The sequence below is a fragment of the Brachyspira pilosicoli P43/6/78 genome, from assembly GCF_000325665.1.
Taxonomy (GTDB): domain Bacteria; phylum Spirochaetota; class Brachyspiria; order Brachyspirales; family Brachyspiraceae; genus Brachyspira; species Brachyspira pilosicoli.
In genome coordinates, this window is record NC_019908.1 from 2,039,525 (window position 1) to 2,058,388 (window position 18,864).

An 18,864-nucleotide genomic window follows, 5' to 3' on the forward strand; every position below is an offset into this window, starting at 1 on the left:
CAATAAATGAAATTTGTAGATATATTAAAATATAGTTGCATTTTATTTTATAGTAATAAGTAAAAAAGTCAACAAATTTAATTATAATGTAAAGAAAATTAAAATATGATATTATAGACTTTACAATTTTTAGGCATTTTGTATAATAATTATTATTAGTAGTAAGGATCATATTATTATTAATTTAATATATTTTATAATGGCAGGATATAATGGAAGAGTTAAAGGATTTAAGAAAAAAAATTGATGAGATAGACAGAGATATTGTAAGGTTAATAGATGAGAGAATGAAAGTTAGTGTGAAGGTTGGGGAGATTAAGAAAAAAAACAATGCTCCGATATTCGACCCTAAAAGAGAAAAAGAAGTTATAGCAAGCAGAATAAATCTTCTTGAAAACAAGGAATTATCAAACTTAATTACTACTATTTATAATGATATAATGTACACATCAAAGCAGATTCAAAAGCATTTGATTGATAATAACACTAAAGAAAATAGTAATAAAAAAATAAAATACGATTCTGTTATAGCGTATCAAGGAAGAGAGGGCGGAAATGGTTATGAGGCTGCTAAAAAGTTTTTTGGCGATGAGGCTAAATTGGTAAAGAAAAAGAGTTTTGAAGATGTTCTTGAGAGTATAAGAAGTTCTGAGAGTTATTATGGGGTTTTACCGCTTGAAAACTCTTCTACAGGCATGGTTAATGAGGTGCTTGATATACTTGCTGATTATAATTGCAAAATAGTTGGTGAGGTTTATCTTACAATAGAATATGCACTTATGGCAAATAAGAATACTAATATAGATAATATAAAAAAAGTAATATCGCATCATCAGGCACTAAAACAATGTTCTAATTTTATAAAAGAGAATAATTATGAAGAGATTTTCTCTACAAATACTGCAGAGGCTGCTTTTTTTGTATCAAACAGTAATGATGATTATATAGCTTCTATATCCAATAAAAATGCTTATAAGATTTATAATTTAAATATATTAAAAGAAAATATTGAAAACATAAAAGGAAACACTACAAGGTTTATAATAGTGAGCAATTATGATAATGCTTTAAACTCTGGAAATAAAATGACTATGAGATTTTTACTTCCGCATGAAAATGGTTCTCTTGCTGATGTTTTAGATAAGCTAAAGATATTTAATTTAACATCAATAGTAAGCAGGCCTCATATTGAGAGAAAATGGCAGTATTATTTTTATATTGATATGGTTGGAGATTTTGAGAGTGATGAGGCTAAGAAAGTTTTTGAAGATTTTAAAAACAGTGTAGAGAATTTTATAGTGCTTGGGGTTTATGATGAATGATTTAAAAAAAACTATATTTGTTATTGGTCTTCCAGGAAGCGGCAAGAGTGATTTATCAAAACTTTTAGCAGAATATATTAATTATAGTTTTTTTGATATGGATAAGGTTATAGAAAGCAGAGAGAAAAAAACTATAAACAAGATATTTGAAGATAACGGAGAAGAATATTTTAGAGAAGTAGAAAGCGATGTACTTGAAGAGTTGTCAAATATAAAAAATGCTGTTATATCTACCGGCGGCGGAGCAATATTAAAAGAAAAAAACAGAGCTTTGATGAAAGAGCGAGGTATAGTTATTTTTATTGACAGACCCGCCGAGCTTATAGTAAACAATATAAATGTATCAGAACGACCATTACTCGTGCAAGACAAAAATAAATTAATTGAGCTATCAAAAAAAAGAGATGCTCTATATAGAGAATGTGCTAAAGTAATTTTTAATCATAATACTTGGGATAACGATATAAAAGAGACTTTTAAAAAATTCTATGAATGTGTTGGTTCTTATATTTAGTTTTTTAGAATAGTTATATTTATAAAAAATAATAATCCAACGCACGGTAAATAGGATTATATATATTATTTAAATTATATTATTATCAAATACATTAAATTAAATTTTCTTATCGTGCGGTAAACTAGCAACAAATTTAAAAAAATCTAGGGTGGGGCACAAAAATAACTCTAGTAAGCAAAAAAGAAATATAATACAAAGATATCAAATAATTACAAAAAGCCTATAGGGTGGGGAGTGTAATTAAGTTTTAAAACTTTTATTACATACCCCGCCCTTTATTTTTATAGCTTATTTTAAAATTCTAATTTAAATTATTTTTACTGCCTGTTTAGAAATGTTAACGCCCGCCCAAGATTTTTTAAATTTAAAACTTAACTCTACGCACGGTTAACTAATGCTAGTTTTTTATTCATTGCAATTGTTAATAAAATTTATACTTTTGCCTTGTTTACCGTGCGGTGTATTTTATAAAATTATTATCAAACATTCCAATTTTCTGGATCTTTGTTCCACTCTAAAGCTTTCTTCAATTCATCTTCGCTTATATATTTCTCATCTTTTGCTATTTCCATTAATGATGAGAAATTAGAAAGAGAAGAGAATTTTATATTTGCTTCTTCAAAGTTCTTCTTAGCCTTTTCAAACTCATAAGAAAATATTGAAATAATCTCAAGACCAATAGCTCCTTCTGCTTTAGCTGCCTCAAATGCTTTTATAGAACTACCGCCTGTTGAAATTAAATCTTCTATAAGTATTAATCTTTTGCCGTTACAATCAGCTCCTTCAATCTGCCTTCCTCTGCCATGCTCCTTTTTCTCAGCTCTAATATAACACATAGGCTTATCAAGTTCATATGCTATAAAAGAAGCCCAAGGTATACCAGCTGTTGCAGTACCAGCTACTATATCAAAATCTTTTAATTTTAATATATTTACGAAAGATTCAACTATTACTTTTCTATATTCAGGGAAACCTATTACATATCTGTTGTCGCAATATATAGGACTTTTTATTCCAGATACAAAAGTAAAAGGCTCTTTAACATTAAGTTTAACAGCTTGAGATGAAAGCAAAGCCATAGCTATTTTTTGAGCCTTGCTTTTTTTATTGTGTTCCATACCCTCTGCAATCTCTTCAACAATCATTCTGCAAGCTTTAACTCTGTCTTCGCTTCTTGTTATAGGGCGTCCAACTACAAGATAATCGCATCCATTTTCTATAGCCTCTTTTGGAGTCATAATCCTCTCTTGGTCATCAACACTAGCCCACTTAGGACGAACTCCTGGACATACTGTTCTAAATCTCTCACCGCATTCTTTTTTTATAATAGCAGCCTCTTTAGGTGAACATACAACTCCATCAAGTCCTGCCTCTTTTCCAAGTTTTGCCCAATTAACAGCCAAGTCTTTTAATGCTATGCTTGAAGTAAACATGTTTTTAATATCATTTTCTGAAAGACTAGTTAAAACTGTTACACCTATTATTAAGTTTTCTTTGTTTAATTTTTTTATCTCTTCAACAGTCTTTTCCATCATCTTCTTTCCGCCGCTTGTATGCACATTAAACATAAATACATTCTGTTTAGCAGCAAAAAGTGAAGCCATAGCTGTTGTATTTGGTATGTCGTGAAATTTTAAGTCTAGAAATACTTTTTTATTTTTGTTAGCTAAATATTCTATTATCTCGCCTTTAGTATACAAAAATAACTCAAGACCAACTTTATAAAACACAGCTTCATCGCCAAGTTCATCTATTAACGCTACAGCCTCAGACATAGAATTAAAATCTAATGCTACTATAAGCCTATCTTTTGGATTATTATCTGCTATTATCATAAATGTGCTACTCCTATTAAATCTTTTATATTGTTTATATTATTTTCTTCAAGATAATTATTTATTTGTTTTATTATTTCTATAGGTAGTATTGGGTTAGAAAATATACCAGAGCCTATAGAAACAACTGAAGCACCAGCCATTATAAACTCTAAAGCATCTTCATATTTTTGAATGCCTCCCATTCCAACTATAGGTATTTTAACAGCCTTATAAACTTGATAAACCATTCTCAAAGCAATAGGCATTATAGCTGCTCCAGAAAGCCCGCCGAAAGTGTTGCCCAATAATGGTTTTTTTGTTTTTATGTCTATCTTCATGGCTAAAAAAGTATTAACCAAAGAAACACTGTCAGCACCTGCATATTCTACAGATTTAGCAATGCTTACAATATCAGTAACATTTGGAGATAATTTTACTATTAAAGGCTTTTTTGTTAATACTTTTTTTACCTCTTTTGTAGTCTTTTCAGCACTTTCACAGCTAGCACCAAAAGCCATACCTCCGTTTTTTACATTAGGGCAAGATATATTAAGTTCTATAAAATCAACTCTATCTATCTCATTAGCAATCTCTGCCACTTTAACATATTCTTCTAATGTGCTTCCATTAATATTTAAAATAATAGGTGTTGAGTATTTTATATTTTTTATAATCTCATCTCTAAAATATTCTATACCAGGATTTTCTAAGCCTATACAATTAATCATTCCGCTTGGTGTTTCTGCGATGCGAACTCCGCTATTTCCATCTCTCTTATTTAATGTTATGCCTTTTAAGTTTACAGCACCAAGTTCATTAACATCAAAATAATTATTATACTCTTCTCCAAAACCAAAACAGCCAGATGAAGTTATCACTGGGTTTTTTAATTCTTTACCTAAAAAATTAATATTTAGTTTACTTTTCATTTTTAATCCATAAATATTTAGCATCAAATACAGGTCCGTCAGAGCAAGCCTTTTTTAATACTACTGTTTTATTGTCATAACTAACTTCCACATTGCACCCCAAACAAGCATTAACTCCGCAAGCCATTCTCCTCTCAAGAGAAGCATAGCATAATATGTTGTTTGATAATGCTATTTTTATTATTCCATTCATCATAATGGTAGGACCGCAAGTGTATATTATATCAAACTTTTCTTTTTTTATTATTTCGTTTGTTTTCTCTACAGCATTACATTTATCACCAATAGAGCCATCATCTGTAACTATATGTAATTTAATATTATTAGTATCAAATCTCTCCATTATGTTGAGGGCGTCTTTATTTGCTCCTCCCATTACAAGAGTGATATCATTATTGTTTATTAGTTTTTCTATTAAAAGCTTTATAGGGGCAATACCCATTCCGCCTGCTGCTATAAGCACTTTTTTATTATTAATATTAGTGTCAAAACCGTTTCCTAAAGGTCCTTGTATATTAACTTTTTCTTTTAGACTAGATAAATATTTTGTGCCTTCGCCTTTTACCTGATAATAAAACTCTACCATATCATTAGAAACATAATGAACACTTATAGGTCTTCTTAAATATGTGCTGCTTTTTAGCATAAAAAATTGTCCTGCCTTAATATGCCTAAAAGCTTCTTTTGATTTTACTTTGAGAATATATTTATCCTCTGCTATTTTTTTGTTTTCTACTATCTCACAATCTTCTAAAAACATAATCCTATACAACCAGTAATAAAATTAAATTATAGTAATTAAATTAGAATAATCATTTACATATCCCATCATATCAAGCATAGCAGATATTTCTCCTCTATGATGAGTGTTATGATTTAATTCATGCATTATTATATGATAGATTGGCTTTTTTATTGTATCATCAGCAAAATCTATTTTTATTATTACATTATAATCATCTATGCTGTTTATCACATCTATTATAATGTCATCTAATTTTTTTCTTGTATCAAATAAAGTATCCAAATTAGCATCTATCGGCTTATTAAACAAAAAATTATCATTAAGGTATGTTAATATCTCTTCATTCGCTATTATTTTCTTGCTTGAGTATTTTCTTAAAATAGAAAAGAAATAAATATCTGTTTTTATAATATGAGTGAAGCTATTTATTAATGAGTTAAAATAACTTCCTGTCTCTTTATATAAATCTGATTCATTAATTTTTTGTATATCTCTAAAAATACTTATAAGCATTCTATTGGCTTTTCTATTATATTCTGCCATAAGAGTAAGAACTCTTTGTGATGTGATTGTTTTTATGATATTTTCTGAGATTTCAGATTTTTCTTTATCAGATTTTTTTTTGATTTATTTTTTTTAGTTTTTTTGTACTCTTTTTTTATTTCTGAAAAATCATTTCTTAATTCTAATAAATTATCATATATTAATTTTTTCTCTTCTCTTAGCTTCTTTAATTTTTTACTTTTCAATTCTTTTAAATTTTTATTTAGATTGCTTATAATACTTGATTTTAATATATCAATTTCTTCTGACTTTTTATTTAATCTATTTAATTCTGAGTTTATTTTTTTTTCTAATAAATTGATTTTATGGTCTATCATAAATGATTCCTTTTTGCTGATATAATAAAAACAGCAATTGATTAATAGTAATAGAGAAATTTATTTTTGTCAAATAATTATTAATTATTTATTGCTCAAAATTATAATTTCTATAGCAAAATACTATTACTTCTATGTTTGTAATATTGTTTTCTTTTAATAATTTTATAAGCTCTTTTAATGTAGCCCCCGATGCATAAACATCGTCTATAATAAGAAGTTTTTTATTTTTAATGTTTTCTATATTTTTTATAGTGAATGCATTTTTTATGTTGTCTTCTCTTTCTTTTAATGTTTCTAATACTTTTTGCTCTTTTATATTTTTATTTAATAGAATATCATCAGATTTTTTTATATTGAGTGTTTTTGATATTGTATTAGCAAAAAAGTTCATAACATTATTATTTTTATTTGAAGGTACATATAAAAGCAAATCAAAATTAGTATTTAAATATTTATAGCAATTAAAAAAACTTTCAAATATTAAAGGAGTATTATTTATACTGCCTTTTTTAAAAGCTCTAAGTTCATCTCCAAGCTCTAAATCCAAATCACCAAGAGCAGATACTCTTATATTATTATCTAAATAAAAAGTTTTATATGGTTTAAAAATGTTTGCTGCCTTTTTTGTTTATTATAATATATGTTAAAGCTATATAGATAGAGTTTATAATTATTCCTTTATATCCATTAATTAAAGAATTAAACCACATATCATAATTAAATATATTTAATAATAAAATAGATGAAAACCTTGCTGCTATAAAAGAAAGGATAGATAAAATAATAACATAATTAGTGTTTTTAAAAAAATGTTTAATAGCTGATATTAACAAAGAATAAACTATTCCCTCAAACATTAAAAAATATAAAATAGGAACATTAGGCATTTGAAATATTAAATAGTTTACAAGCGGGGATAATATTGAAAGAGCTATTAAATAAATTGGGCTTAGAATAAAAGTGCCTATAGATAAAGCAAAGAATATTGGAAGAAACTCTGTGCCTTTAAGTCCTACAAAGTGTATAGCAATAGGAGATATTATACTCACTGCTATTAAAGATATAAGAATTAAACTTTCTAATTTTATTTTTTTTATAGCCAAACTACTAATCATAGTGTTATTCCTTGTATTATTTATTTTAAGCTATAAATAATATATCATAATATAGAGTTTTTTTAAATATGGTGAAATATATTCACTTTTCGCGAAGTGTGCCCGAAGGACGAAAACTTTGACGAAGTTCACACCGTATAACGACAGGAAAAAGTTGAATAAAAAACTTATATAACAAATACATATACTATCAATTGAATTTTTTTGTTTATAATATAATATATTTGTCTATGGAAACAATGTATAAAAAAATTTTAAATATAATAAATACTGATATCACACTAAATAAAAACTTAAAAATATTACTTAGTATATTTGCAATACTATTTTCAAATGTGCCGTTATATATATATCTTTTTAGTATTGATATAATAGAAGCAAATACATTGATTTTATTTGTTGTAAAAAGTTATCCATTTTCATTTTTTTATTTATTTTGCTTTACTATATTCTTTCATACAGATGTATTAAAAATTAAAGTAATAGTGATGACTTTTTTGTCTTTTTTGCTTGTAAGTTTACTTTTATTTTCTTTTCATTTTATGTTTAATTATGTCACAATGCCTCCATATGATTCTGAAGATTTTTATGTTATTATAAACAATTTAGTATTTGTGCCTTGTATATTTTTTATTATAATGATTATTTCTTATATCAATTTTGATTTAAAAGATACAAAAAATATTTCTGAGTTTTTTACTGTGGTTGGAGAGACTTTCTCTTGGCTTTTTATTGTTAATACGGCAAGCAGTGTTTTAGTTTCAATAGCATATTTTTCAGTTTTTATAGTGGGTGCTTCTTTAGCTTCGCTGCTTTATTCTTATGATGAGGCAGGATTTATACTTGCAAAAATTGCTATTTCTTTAATAATATTTTTGTACAGTCTAGCTTTATTTGTATCTTATTTCTTATACAAAAAAACTAAGTCTATTATATCAATATATTTATCAAGAATGATTATGATATTTAGCTTGATAGTTATATTTATACTTTTTATCGCATTATTATCTGCCGAGTTTAGACCTTATGGCAATACAAGTAGTTTTGTAGTTTATAATATAGCACTTTCTCTTATGATGATAAACATGTTGTTTACAAGATTAGATAAAAAGGCTACTATATTAACTAAAATAATATATTGTTTGGTTGTGATTTCTATATCATTATTAGATTTGATTGTGTTTAGCAGTGTAATATATAGAATTATAAATTATGGCTTTTCTATGAGTAAACTTATACTTTTAATAAATTGTATATTGTTTTTAGCACATCTTATTTATATTGCGATTAACGTTGTAAAAACATTTAAGACATCATTTGAAGAGTGTATTGTAATGAAGGATATATGTATAGACAATACTAAGCATATGATATTTGTTTATATTTATTTAGTATGGTTTTTGATTATATGTTTTATCTTACCGTTTTTCTTTGCTAGCATGTGAGATTGATTAATTAAGATTTTTAAGGGGAAATAAGTGGGCCAGCAGGGACTTGAACCCCGGACCCGATGATTATGAGTCATCTGCTCTAACCGACTGAGCTACTGGCCCCTATATTTTTGTTTGTTTTGATTTTGCTATTCTATAGCAGACTATTAAAAAAGTCAAGAGTAAAAGCAGTATTTTTTTTGTTTAATTTAATAATATCATTTATAATTGTATTAATTGTGTTATTTTAATTGATAATATGTAATTTTAGTTTGCAAAAAGAGCCCTTAAAAACCTTGACAAATAAAGCCTTTTAAGTAAAATGGTAGAAATATTTTTATTGAATAGAGTTATTATTAAGGAAATAGTTTTATGATTAAGTTTTATAATTCATTAACTAGGCAAAAAGAAGAGTTTAAGCCGATGAATGAAAAAGAGGTTGGAATGTATTCTTGCGGACCTACTGTTTATAATTATGCTCATATTGGTAATTTTAGAGCTTATATATTTAGTGATTTGGTGAGAAGAGTTTTAGAAGATTACGGATACAATGTAAAACTAGTAATGAACTTAACAGATGTTGATGATAAAACTATAAGAAACTCAAAAGAAAACCATATATCATTAAGTGAATATACAAAAAAATATAAAGAGGCTTTTTTTGAAGATATAAAAACTTTAAGAATAAAGCCCGCAACAGTAAATCCTTCTGCTACAGAACATATAAAAGAGATGATAGATATAATAAAACTTCTAGAAAAAAACGGTCATACTTATGAGGCAGACGGTTCTATATATTTTAAGATAAGCACATTTCCAGAGTATGGCGAATTAGCTAACCTTGATAAGCAGGAATTAAAAGAGGGAGCTTCTGGAAGAGTTTCAAGCGATGAATATGATAAAGAAAATGCAAGCGACTTTGTACTTTGGAAGGCATATACAGAAGAAGACGGAGATGTTTATTGGGATTCTCCTTTTGGAAAGGGAAGACCTGGCTGGCATATAGAATGTTCTGCTATGAGCTGCAAATATTTGGGCAAGCATTTTGATATACATACTGGAGGAGTTGATAATAAATTTCCTCATCATGAAAACGAAATAGCACAAAATGAAGCTGCTTTTAATGAGAAGTTTGTTAACTATTGGCTTCACTGTGAGCATTTAATTGTTGATGGTGAGAAGATGTCAAAGTCTAAAGGAAATTTCTATACTCTTAGAGATTTGCTTAATAAAGGCTTATCTGCTGAGGCTATAAGATATTCGCTTATGAACTCTCATTATAGAAAGCAATTAAACTTTACTATAGAAGGTATTAATCAATCTCAAAGTGCAATAGACAGAGTTAATGACCTTATATTTAGACTTAAAGATGTTAATAAAACTGATGCTGATGATAGTGCTGTAATGAAGGAACTTGAAGAGGCTAATAAAAACTTCTTTGAATCTATTTATGATGATTTAAATGTTTCTGAGGCTTTGGGAGTATTTTTTAGTTTTATAAAGAGTATAAATATTTCTTTTGATTCTATTAATGTTAGTTCAAGAGATGCTATAATAAAGTTTATAGAGAGAGTAAATAATATAATAAACTGTTTTAATATGAATGGAGAGAAAGAAATAGAAAGTTCAGAAGAAGAAAAAATTAATAAACTCATAGAAGAACGTACTCTAGCTAAAAAAGAGAAAAATTATAAAAGAGCAGATGAGATAAGAGATGAACTTAACAGTATGGGAATAGAGATAATGGATACACCAAATGGCGTTAGATGGAAAAGAAAATAATATAATAGATTTAATTACTAATACTTATCAGCATATAAGCGGTATTGGTCCTAAAAAAGAAGCCCTGCTTTGGGAAGAAGGTTTAACAGATTGGCAAAGTGCATTAAAAAATATTAATTATTATGCAATGCCTAATTCTATAAGAGAAGCCTTAAAAGATGAACTTCCAAAATCTATATATAATTTGAACTCAAAAAATTATGATTATTTTTTAAAGAAGTTTCCTAATCAAATATTATATAGACTTTATCCTATGTTTATGGATAAAACTGTATTTTTGGATATAGAAACTACAGGTATGAAGCCTGCAAAATCTTATGTTACAGTGATAGGCTGTTATGACGGCAAGGATATGCAGGTATTTATTCATGGAAAAAATGAGAGAGATTTTCTAGATTATATAAAAAATTATTCTATTGTTGTTACTTTTAATGGTTCTTGTTTTGATATACCATTTTTGGAGAGATATTTTAATACAAAAATAAAATGTGCTCAGATAGATTTGCGTTTTGTATTAAAGGACTTGGGTTATACCGGCGGATTAAAAAAAATAGAAAAAGATGTCGGTATTGATAGGGGAGACGATATGCTTGGTGTGAATGGATACACCGCCGTTTTGCTTTGGAATTATTATTTAGACACTAAAGATGAAACAGCAATAGATTCTCTCATACATTATAATTTGCTTGATACTATTGATTTGGAATATTTATTATGTCTTGCCTACAATAAATATGCTGAAAAATATAAAACTTCTCTTTTAGACTATAAAGAGCTTCCTTCTGTGAGTAAATATAAGCCTAATAAAAAATTAATAGACTATCTTCACAAACACCCTCATAAATATTCACCTAAAAATGATGATTAAAATTAATAAGCTTGGTCTAATATTGTAGTGATAGCATCATGCGTCATAACTTTAGGCAGTTTATCCATACCGCTGTAAGTTAAAGCTATATCTGCAACATTGTTAAATTTGCTTCTATCCATATTTATTTCATTAAGTCTTCTAGGTAAGTTGAGGTCATGAAGAAGCTTTTTGATATATTCACCGCTTTGGCTTGCTATTTCAAAAGGAGTCATTTCAGGGTCAACTCCGTTAATGAAATCTGCAAGTATTGTATATTTATCAGGTACAACAGGTATATAATATTCCATAATATGAGGAAGAAGCATTGATGAAATGATAGATTTATTAACATTATACATATTATTAATAGCAATAGATAAAGCCCTTGAAGCTCCAAGACTAGCATTAGAACTAGCCATAGCACACATCATATTAGCCATAGCTATATTTGATATATTGTCTACATTTGAGCTGTCTAATATAAGTTTTCCTAAACCTTTAATGCTTAATCTCATAGCATTTTTAATAATAGGAGCATTAATTTCATTTAAAGTAGTGCTCATATACAAATCAAAAGCCATAGCAAATACACTCAAAGCACTGCTTATAGAATATTTTACAGGCACTGTTGTATATAATGCAGGGTCTATTATACAATCACTTGCATATATGTTTTTATCAGTAGATTCTTTGCATATTCCATCATATTTATCTACCAAATACATTCCAGTAGTAATTTCTGATAAAGAACCAAGTATAGTAGGCACGCTTATTAATGGGAATGGCTTATGATATACAGTTTGACCACCAACATAATCTGAAGCTTCACCGCTGTTAGTAACTACAACAGAAGCACCTTTAGCTATATTTTGAACTTTAAATCCTCCTATAGCAACTATACATTCTGCTTTACTATATCTTACTAAGTTGGCTATAACATCTGAAGCATCACTATTAGAACTTGAGCTTACTTTAGAATAAACCATAACATTCATTAGATTATCTTCTAATTTGCTTACTATTCTATCTATTACGCCTATTTGATTGAAAGAGTTTCCATCTGTTACAACAACAACTCTTCCGCCGTATTGTTTAATTGTGTCATGAAGACATTCTATAGAATCAATTCCGAATTTTATCCTAGTTGGTAATTTAAACTCTATTATAGCCATATTTACTCATCATAATAAAAATTAATTTTACTATATTAATTCTCGGAAAAAGTATGTTTATTTTTTAAGTGAAATATTATTTTTTGTGTATATAGTAGATATTTAATAGTTTGTAGAAAATATTTTTAAGTTTTTTGTTTTCATGGCTTTTCCCCATGCGAAGCGTGCCCGTAGGGTAGCACCCCAGTTCTTTTACCGACGCTCTGCGTGCCTGAGGCAAGGTACCTTTCGGTATTGGTATAAAAGAATCTTATATCCTTCGGATACGCTTCGCGAAGAACTGCATTTTTATTATAAATTTTATAATTTAATTGTACATTAAAAAGCACTCCCCCGCACGACTAAGAAGTTATAATTAAAGCATAGCATTACCGTGCGGCAAGGTGGTACAGCTCGTACGCGGGAAAAAGTTGAATAAAAGAAAAATTTACATGATAAAATATAGTTGTTTAGGTATATCTAAATTTAACTATCTAATAATATTTCTGCTCTCATAATATTCCTGCCATCTGCGGCCTAATTTTTGTGCTTTTATTTTTACAGCATTATTAAAATAGTGTTGTAGTTTTGATACATCGTCTTTATTTTCTTTTACAACGCTTCCAATAAGGTTTTCAACTACTGTAGACATATTAATATTTCCATCAGCATAATAGTATGAATGAAGTGCTGACTGATAATAAACTGAAACCGCCTCAGCTGTACTCATTATAGAATTAAGCTCCTGAAGTTTAGCATTATCTTCGCTTATTCCGTTTCTAAGTTCATTAAAAGTAGTGGCAAGTACATTAACTACATCATAATCTATATTCATATCAATATTAGCAAGTTCAAATAAACTTTCGCATTGATTAGTTATTATTTCAGATTCTAGTTTTATATCCTTTATAGGTTCAACAGTTTCAAAATTAAATCTTCTCTTTAAAGCACTGCTCATTTCATTAATGCCTTTATCTCTTGTATTTGCTGTAGCTATTATATTAAATCCGGCATTTGCAAATAATACTCTGTTTTGCTCTGGTATATTCATTATCTTATCGCTTAATATACTTATTAAAGAGTCTTGTATTTCAATAGGGCATCTTGTAATCTCTTCAAATCTTGTTATAAAGCCATTACTCATGCCTGTATAAATAGGAGAAGGTATTAATGCCTCATCAACAGGACCTTTAGCAAATAGCAAAGCATAGTTCCAAGAATATTTTATATTATCTTCGTTAGTTCCTGCAGTTCCTTGTATTGTGATTGTGCTGTTTCCGCTAATAGCTGCAGATAATAATTCGCTAAGCATTGTTTTTGCTGTTCCTGGCTCTCCTACAAGCATCAATCCTCTGTTGCCTGCTAATGTAATTATTGCTCTTTCAACTAAAGCATCATCTCCGTAAAACTTCTTTTTTATAATAGTGCCGTCTTCAAACTTTTTGCCGAGTATAAAATCTCTCACTGCTTGAGGCGATAATTTCCAATTTTTTGGCTTTAGATTTTTATCTCTGCTTTTTAATATTTCCAATTCTTCTTTGTAAAGTTCTTCCATTAATGGCTTTTGATGTTGATTATTATTATTATTTGGCATTTTATTCTCTTTTGTATTAATTGTTATTTTAATTATCATTTTAGTATATATTATAAATAATTTGTTTTCAAACTTTTGTGGGTTTTAATATGAATTTATATAAAACATGAACTATATATTGTTTTCATAATTTTATAAAAATATAAAATAATAACTACTAAAACAATATAAGAAGGAGTTTGGTATGATATATGCAATAGTGCCTCCAAAATGTATTGAAGGCGATACAAATGAATATCATATATTTGAAGCATATTTTAACATCATTGATAATACCATCACTATTAATGTTCACTCTATATCTAGTTTGCATATAAAAATAAAACCTAGATATAAAAACATGGTAAATAATAATTTTAAAGAGAATTATATTTCCATTAATATAGAATTGAAAGATGGCAGAAACAAAATGTTAAAATATAAATATTATAAAAATCCTAATGGTATATTTATGACAGAGAGCAGAGAAGATACTATTGTTGTTGCTGTTTTGCTTAAGAATTATTTATGCGGTAATTGTGCTCAGTTTTTATTTGGAAGTCAGTAAGTTTTGATATTTTGAGATTTTCTATAATTATTAATGAATCTATCGTATGGGTAAAGCTTAAAAGAATCCCTATAAACATTTTCTAGTAGTTTTTTTACTAAATTGATTTTTTCTTTTAAAAGTTTTATTTTTATCTTTTATTTTATTAAACTCTAAAAAAAATGATTTTTTTACTATATTCATAAATATATTAATTCTTATCATCTCATCAAAAATTATTCCGTTTGGTATTTTAATTTTCTTTATAAGAATAAAAAATATAGATAAGAAATATAATAAGCTTAATATTCTAATGAAGTATATTATTGTAAAATTGGCACCTACTTTGTCTATGTATATGCCTAATATATTATAATATTCTCCTCTAGAGTTTAATCCTTGAATAATGAATACGGCCAAAAAATATGGTATAAGATGCAATAGCCTTTTTATAGTTTTATATAAAGACTTTGTAAGTATTATATGAACTATAAATAAGGCTACTGCTATATATATTAATATGTTTACTTTTACAGTAAAAATGATTATGAATAAGAATAAAGCTAATATAATAGAAGTTATATAAAGCATAATTATTTATTTACGCGTTCAACATAACTGTCATCTCTAGTATCTACTTTAATTTTATCTCCAATATTTATGAATAATGGTACATTAACTTCTATACCAGTTTCTAATTTAGCAGGCTTTAAAGTACTTCCAGTAGTATCTCCTTTAAAACCAGGTTCTGTATAAGTAACTTCCAAGATTACATGTATAGGGAATCTTACAGCAGTAACTTCTTCATTTATATATTGCAAATCAACTTCGCTGTTATCTAATAAATAATATTTGTTATCGCCTAAAATATCTTCATTAACATGCACTTGTTCATAGTTATCAAGTATCATGAATATATACTCATTTCCTTCGCTATATAGATATTGAGCTTTTTTGTATGCAATATCAGCCTCTTCAACAGTCTCAGTAGAAGCAAAAGTTTTTTCAACCATATTGCCTTTAATCATGTTTTTTAATTTAGTTCTTACATTGGCTTTTCTCTGCTGAGCTCTATGAAAGTGAGCATCTATTACTAGATAAGTTTCGCCGTCTAATATAATAGCATCGCCTTTTCTTAAATCATTAACATCCATAAATAAAACCTCTGATTATAATATATTTTTTAAGATAGATAGTTTAAGCATTATATTTTATTAGCAGAAAAAAAGCAAATAATTTAATAATGCAATAATTAATTTTTATTTATAAGTTTATTTATTATAATATAGCTTTAAAAGAATAAACTAGCCTCTAAACCAATCTTGCTTTCCATCTTTTTAAAAGCATAAAGCTGTCTAGAGCGAAGATATTCATATTTTATTCCAATTGCAAATCTGTAAATTTCTAATCCTAAAGCTACAGATACAGAAGGCGACCATTTATAAATAGATTCTATAGCATTATATCCCTCTCCAGCAGCCTTTCTATCTATTCTATTAAACTCATCATATTCACCAGCTACATAAAATCCTGCAATTAAATTCATCTCTCCCCACAAAGGAAATCTAAAATCACTTCCTGCATATATGGTAAATATATTAACTAAATTAGACTTTTTAAAACCAGTAATTGCAAATAAAGTACCCCCATAAAAAGAAAACCAACCCCATCTATAATATGCAGCAATATGCATCTGTTCAAAACCTACATCTATAAACTCATCATCTATTTTGTTATGCAATGAATCATCTCCTAATATATCGCCGCCCATGTGGTAGCATACATGTTTTAAAGGAGCAAATCTTATTTTAAGCTTATTTTTAAATATGTAGTCAAAATATGCTTCTACTTGCATGTAGGTGCTGAATAAAAAACTAGTGCCGTATAGTTTGTCGTATTTGTATTGATAGTGTGCAAAATTAAACTTTGCAGAATAAGCTACACCTATTCTTATTCTATGTGTTTCTTCATTTATATTAAAAGCTATAGGGGCTAATTCTGTTGATAATGTTGGGCTATGAAATATTATTACTTTATCTATAGTGAAGTTTTTATTATTATAAAGCTTATTTGCATTAAATATTGTTCCAAACCAGAATTTTGTGTTGTAGTTATTTATGTCTGCGTAGCCTGAAAAGTATTTATCAGTTTCTGGATTTCTTAGAGGGTTATATTTCCACTGAGTTTTTACTTTTTGTGAATAGCTTTCCATTTTTTGTTCTAAAGAGTTTGTATTTTGAGCATTTAGTATAATAGTAAGAAGTATAAAGCACAGTAATGTATGTTTAATCATTTTATATTTTCTCTAGATTTTTTAGCGGAAATTATATGTTTTTTAAAGAAGTTGTCAATATTTTCATTAAAAATAATAATGTAATTTAAATCTTTACTTGCAAAAAATTATTATTTTGATAAAATAGACGTATATATAATAATACATACTAGTAGAATTTTATAAATTTACACTAAATTATAAGAATTTCTAATACGATAATATTTTTTAGAGTTTAAGGAGTAATATAATATGTCTGATATAAATAAAAAAGTGGCAGATGGTATAAATGAGTTTGGTAAATCTTTTAGAGTTTTATTAGTAGATGATTCAGCATTTGTAGTGAAACAATTACAGCAAATATTGGTATCAGAGCAGTATAGTGTAGTAGGAACAGCAGAAAACGGAGAAGAGGGCGTAATGATGTATAAAGAGTTAAAGCCTGATGTTGTTACTATGGATATTACTATGCCTAAAATGGACGGTATTACAGCTCTTACTAAAATAATAGAGTTTGATAAAAATGCTAAAGTTGTTATGGTTAGTGCTTTAGGTAAAGAGGATATGGTTAAAAAGGCACTTCTTGCTGGTGCTAAAAATTATATTACTAAACCTTTGGATAGAAAGAAAGTTCTAGAGCGTATAAAAATGGTTCTAGATAAGAAATGATTTAAAAATACGGTATTATTAATTTGAGTAATAATGGTTTAACTGAAGAATACTTAGAATTATTCAAGGAGTTTATATATAATAAAAGCGGTATACGTTTTAATCTCATTAATCAGGTAATACTAGAATCTAGAATAGAGTCTTCTATGAAAGAGAGAAATATTTTTAATGTAGGAGACTATTTTCATCTTATTTCTACTGATAAACAGGAACTGAAGCTGTTTTTAGATAATATAACTACAAATCTTACTAAATTTTTTAGAACAGAGAGTAATTTTAATTTATTAAAAAATAAAGTTTTGCCTATAGTATTGAACAATAAAAAATATTCAGAACCTATATATATATGGAGTTCAGGCTGTTCTACAGGAGAGGAGCCTTATTCTATAGCAATGACTTGTTTAGAAACATCAAAAATTTATCCGGAAAAAGTTAAAATATATGCAACAGATATTTCCATGCAATCTTTAGAGGTTGCAAAGATGGGGGTGTATGATAAAGATAAAGTTGCTAATATAAGCGATGAGTATTTAAATAAATATTTTGATGAAATGCCAAATGGCAAATATAAAGTAAAAGATTATATAAAAGATATGGTTAGTTTTGAGTATCATAATCTTATTACTCCTAATAATAGATATTTGAATATAGATATAGTTTTTTGCAGGAATGTACTTATATATTTTGATAATGAATCTGTTAAATTGACTGTTAATAGATTTTATGATATATTAAATAAACATGGATTTTTATTTATAGGTCATAGCGAGTCTTTATTTGGGCTTGATACGAAATTTAAATTTAATAATATAGATAATTCGATTGTATATACCAAAAGTGAGGAGGTATTTTAATGTTTAGAAAAAATGAAATATCAGAATCAAATTCTATAATAGGTGAAGGTTCATATTTTAGAGGTGAGTTTACACTTAATGGCAGTTTAAGGATAGATGGTTGTTATGAGGGAGATAATCTTGAAGTTGACAGCCTTACTGTAGGAAACAGCGGAAAGGTAAAATCTAATATAAAAACTAATTCAGCTATTATTGAAGGAATAGTAATAGGAAATATTGAGGCAAAAAATAGAGTAATGCTTATGCCTACAAGCAGAGTTCTTGGCGAGATTCGCACTCCTGAGCTTATTATACAAAATGGTGTTATACTTGAAGGAGTTTGTATAGTATCGCCTGATCCTAAAACTAACCCTAGAGAAACTATACTTAATTTATATAACTCTTCAAATAATAATCAATAATATATA

20 protein-coding genes, 1 tRNA gene and 1 pseudogene are annotated in these 18,864 nt (G+C 27.4%); 9 read left to right on the forward strand and 13 right to left on the reverse strand.

What is annotated here, in order from left to right; translation table 11 throughout:
• Positions 1-212 precede the first annotated feature (212 nt).
• Both BPP43_RS09085 and BPP43_RS09090 read left to right on the forward strand, forming a co-directional pair.
• Positions 213-1,322, forward strand: a complete 1,110-nt coding sequence (locus BPP43_RS09085; protein WP_015274784.1) for a chorismate mutase — start codon at positions 213-215, stop codon at positions 1,320-1,322.
• A complete protein-coding gene (locus BPP43_RS09090; protein ID WP_013244015.1) occupies positions 1,315-1,836 on the forward strand; it encodes a shikimate kinase in 522 nt (173 codons plus the stop codon). The genes BPP43_RS09085 and BPP43_RS09090 overlap by 8 nt, the downstream gene beginning before the upstream one ends.
• Positions 1,837-2,318: 482 nt before the next feature.
• Here BPP43_RS09090 and pyrF read toward each other — a convergent pair whose 3' ends face one another.
• The 7 genes from pyrF to BPP43_RS09125 all read right to left on the reverse strand — a co-directional run bounded on the left by pyrF (position 2,319) and on the right by BPP43_RS09125 (position 7,329).
• Complete coding sequence (gene pyrF / locus BPP43_RS09095) at positions 2,319-3,674, reverse strand: orotidine-5'-phosphate decarboxylase (RefSeq protein WP_013244014.1); 1,356 nt, start codon at positions 3,672-3,674, stop codon at positions 2,319-2,321.
• A complete protein-coding gene (locus tag BPP43_RS09100) occupies positions 3,671-4,585 on the reverse strand; it encodes a dihydroorotate dehydrogenase (protein WP_041752834.1) in 915 nt (304 codons plus the stop codon). The genes pyrF and BPP43_RS09100 overlap by 4 nt, the downstream gene beginning before the upstream one ends.
• On the reverse strand, positions 4,575-5,345 hold the full coding sequence (locus BPP43_RS09105) for a dihydroorotate dehydrogenase electron transfer subunit (RefSeq protein ID WP_015274786.1): 771 nt from the start codon (positions 5,343-5,345) through the stop codon (positions 4,575-4,577). The genes BPP43_RS09100 and BPP43_RS09105 overlap by 11 nt, the downstream gene beginning before the upstream one ends.
• A 24-nt stretch (positions 5,346-5,369) precedes the next feature.
• A complete protein-coding gene (locus BPP43_RS12370; RefSeq protein WP_015274787.1) occupies positions 5,370-5,873 on the reverse strand; it encodes a DinB family protein in 504 nt (167 codons plus the stop codon).
• 32 nt (positions 5,874-5,905) lie between these two features.
• On the reverse strand, positions 5,906-6,211 hold the full coding sequence (locus BPP43_RS12375; RefSeq protein WP_015274788.1) for a hypothetical protein: 306 nt from the start codon (positions 6,209-6,211) through the stop codon (positions 5,906-5,908).
• Positions 6,212-6,299: 88 nt separating this feature from the next.
• Positions 6,300-6,761, reverse strand: a complete 462-nt coding sequence (locus BPP43_RS09120) for a ComF family protein (RefSeq protein WP_015274789.1) — start codon at positions 6,759-6,761, stop codon at positions 6,300-6,302.
• Between the two features lie 55 nt (positions 6,762-6,816).
• Positions 6,817-7,329, reverse strand: coding sequence for a hypothetical protein (locus BPP43_RS09125; protein WP_015274790.1), 513 nt, complete (start codon positions 7,327-7,329; stop codon positions 6,817-6,819).
• Positions 7,330-7,568: 239 nt separating this feature from the next.
• On the opposite strand from BPP43_RS09125, the gene BPP43_RS09130 reads away from it, so the two are divergent.
• Positions 7,569-8,774, forward strand: coding sequence for a hypothetical protein (locus BPP43_RS09130; protein WP_015274791.1), 1,206 nt, complete (start codon positions 7,569-7,571; stop codon positions 8,772-8,774).
• A gap of 34 nt (positions 8,775-8,808) precedes the next feature.
• Here the strand turns inward: BPP43_RS09130 and BPP43_RS09135 are convergent.
• Positions 8,809-8,882, reverse strand: a tRNA-Ile gene (locus BPP43_RS09135).
• Between the two features lie 249 nt (positions 8,883-9,131).
• On the opposite strand from BPP43_RS09135, the gene cysS reads away from it, so the two are divergent.
• Both cysS and BPP43_RS09145 read left to right on the forward strand, forming a co-directional pair.
• Positions 9,132-10,541 (forward strand): cysteine--tRNA ligase, encoded by a 1,410-nt coding sequence (gene cysS / locus BPP43_RS09140; RefSeq protein WP_015274792.1) that lies wholly within the window; start codon positions 9,132-9,134, stop codon positions 10,539-10,541.
• Positions 10,516-11,409, forward strand: coding sequence for a ribonuclease H-like domain-containing protein (locus tag BPP43_RS09145; RefSeq protein WP_015274793.1), 894 nt, complete (start codon positions 10,516-10,518; stop codon positions 11,407-11,409). Before cysS ends, BPP43_RS09145 begins: the two co-directional genes overlap by 26 nt.
• Positions 11,410-11,411: 2 nt before the next feature.
• Here the strand turns inward: BPP43_RS09145 and BPP43_RS09150 are convergent, their stop codons facing one another.
• Together BPP43_RS09150 and BPP43_RS09155 are read right to left on the reverse strand one after the other, a co-directional pair.
• Positions 11,412-12,563, reverse strand: coding sequence for an iron-containing alcohol dehydrogenase (locus tag BPP43_RS09150; protein ID WP_013244005.1), 1,152 nt, complete (start codon positions 12,561-12,563; stop codon positions 11,412-11,414).
• Positions 12,564-13,032: 469 nt separating this feature from the next.
• Entirely contained in the window at positions 13,033-14,136 is a 1,104-nt protein-coding gene (locus BPP43_RS09155) for an ATP-binding protein (RefSeq protein ID WP_015274794.1), read from the reverse strand.
• Between the two features lie 184 nt (positions 14,137-14,320).
• On the opposite strand from BPP43_RS09155, the gene BPP43_RS09160 reads away from it, so the two are divergent.
• Entirely contained in the window at positions 14,321-14,683 is a 363-nt protein-coding gene (locus BPP43_RS09160; protein WP_013244003.1) for a hypothetical protein, read from the forward strand.
• Here the strand turns inward: BPP43_RS09160 and BPP43_RS09165 are convergent.
• The 3 genes and pseudogenes from BPP43_RS09165 to BPP43_RS09175 form a co-directional block, all read right to left on the reverse strand.
• Positions 14,677-15,253: pseudogene (locus tag BPP43_RS09165) on the reverse strand (energy-coupling factor transporter transmembrane component T family protein). The gene BPP43_RS09160 and the pseudogene BPP43_RS09165 overlap by 7 nt on opposite strands.
• A gap of 2 nt (positions 15,254-15,255) precedes the next feature.
• Positions 15,256-15,816 carry an elongation factor P gene (efp, locus tag BPP43_RS09170; RefSeq protein WP_013244001.1) on the reverse strand — a complete coding sequence of 187 codons (561 nt, stop codon included), beginning with the start codon at positions 15,814-15,816 and terminating at the stop codon, positions 15,256-15,258.
• Positions 15,817-15,953: 137 nt separating this feature from the next.
• On the reverse strand, positions 15,954-16,955 hold the full coding sequence (locus BPP43_RS09175) for a hypothetical protein (RefSeq protein WP_015274796.1): 1,002 nt from the start codon (positions 16,953-16,955) through the stop codon (positions 15,954-15,956).
• Positions 16,956-17,186: 231 nt separating this feature from the next.
• Here BPP43_RS09175 and BPP43_RS09180 point away from each other — a divergent pair, with 231 nt between their 5' ends.
• Genes BPP43_RS09180 through BPP43_RS09190 form a run of 3 tightly spaced genes read left to right on the forward strand, consistent with a single transcriptional unit; the run spans position 17,187 to position 18,858 of the window.
• Entirely contained in the window at positions 17,187-17,603 is a 417-nt protein-coding gene (locus tag BPP43_RS09180; protein ID WP_013243999.1) for a response regulator, read from the forward strand.
• A gap of 23 nt (positions 17,604-17,626) precedes the next feature.
• Complete coding sequence (locus BPP43_RS09185; RefSeq protein WP_013243998.1) at positions 17,627-18,457, forward strand: CheR family methyltransferase; 831 nt, start codon at positions 17,627-17,629, stop codon at positions 18,455-18,457.
• A complete protein-coding gene (locus tag BPP43_RS09190) occupies positions 18,457-18,858 on the forward strand; it encodes a bactofilin family protein (protein ID WP_013243997.1) in 402 nt (133 codons plus the stop codon). Before BPP43_RS09185 ends, BPP43_RS09190 begins: the two co-directional genes overlap by 1 nt.
• Positions 18,859-18,864: the final 6 nt, after the last annotated feature.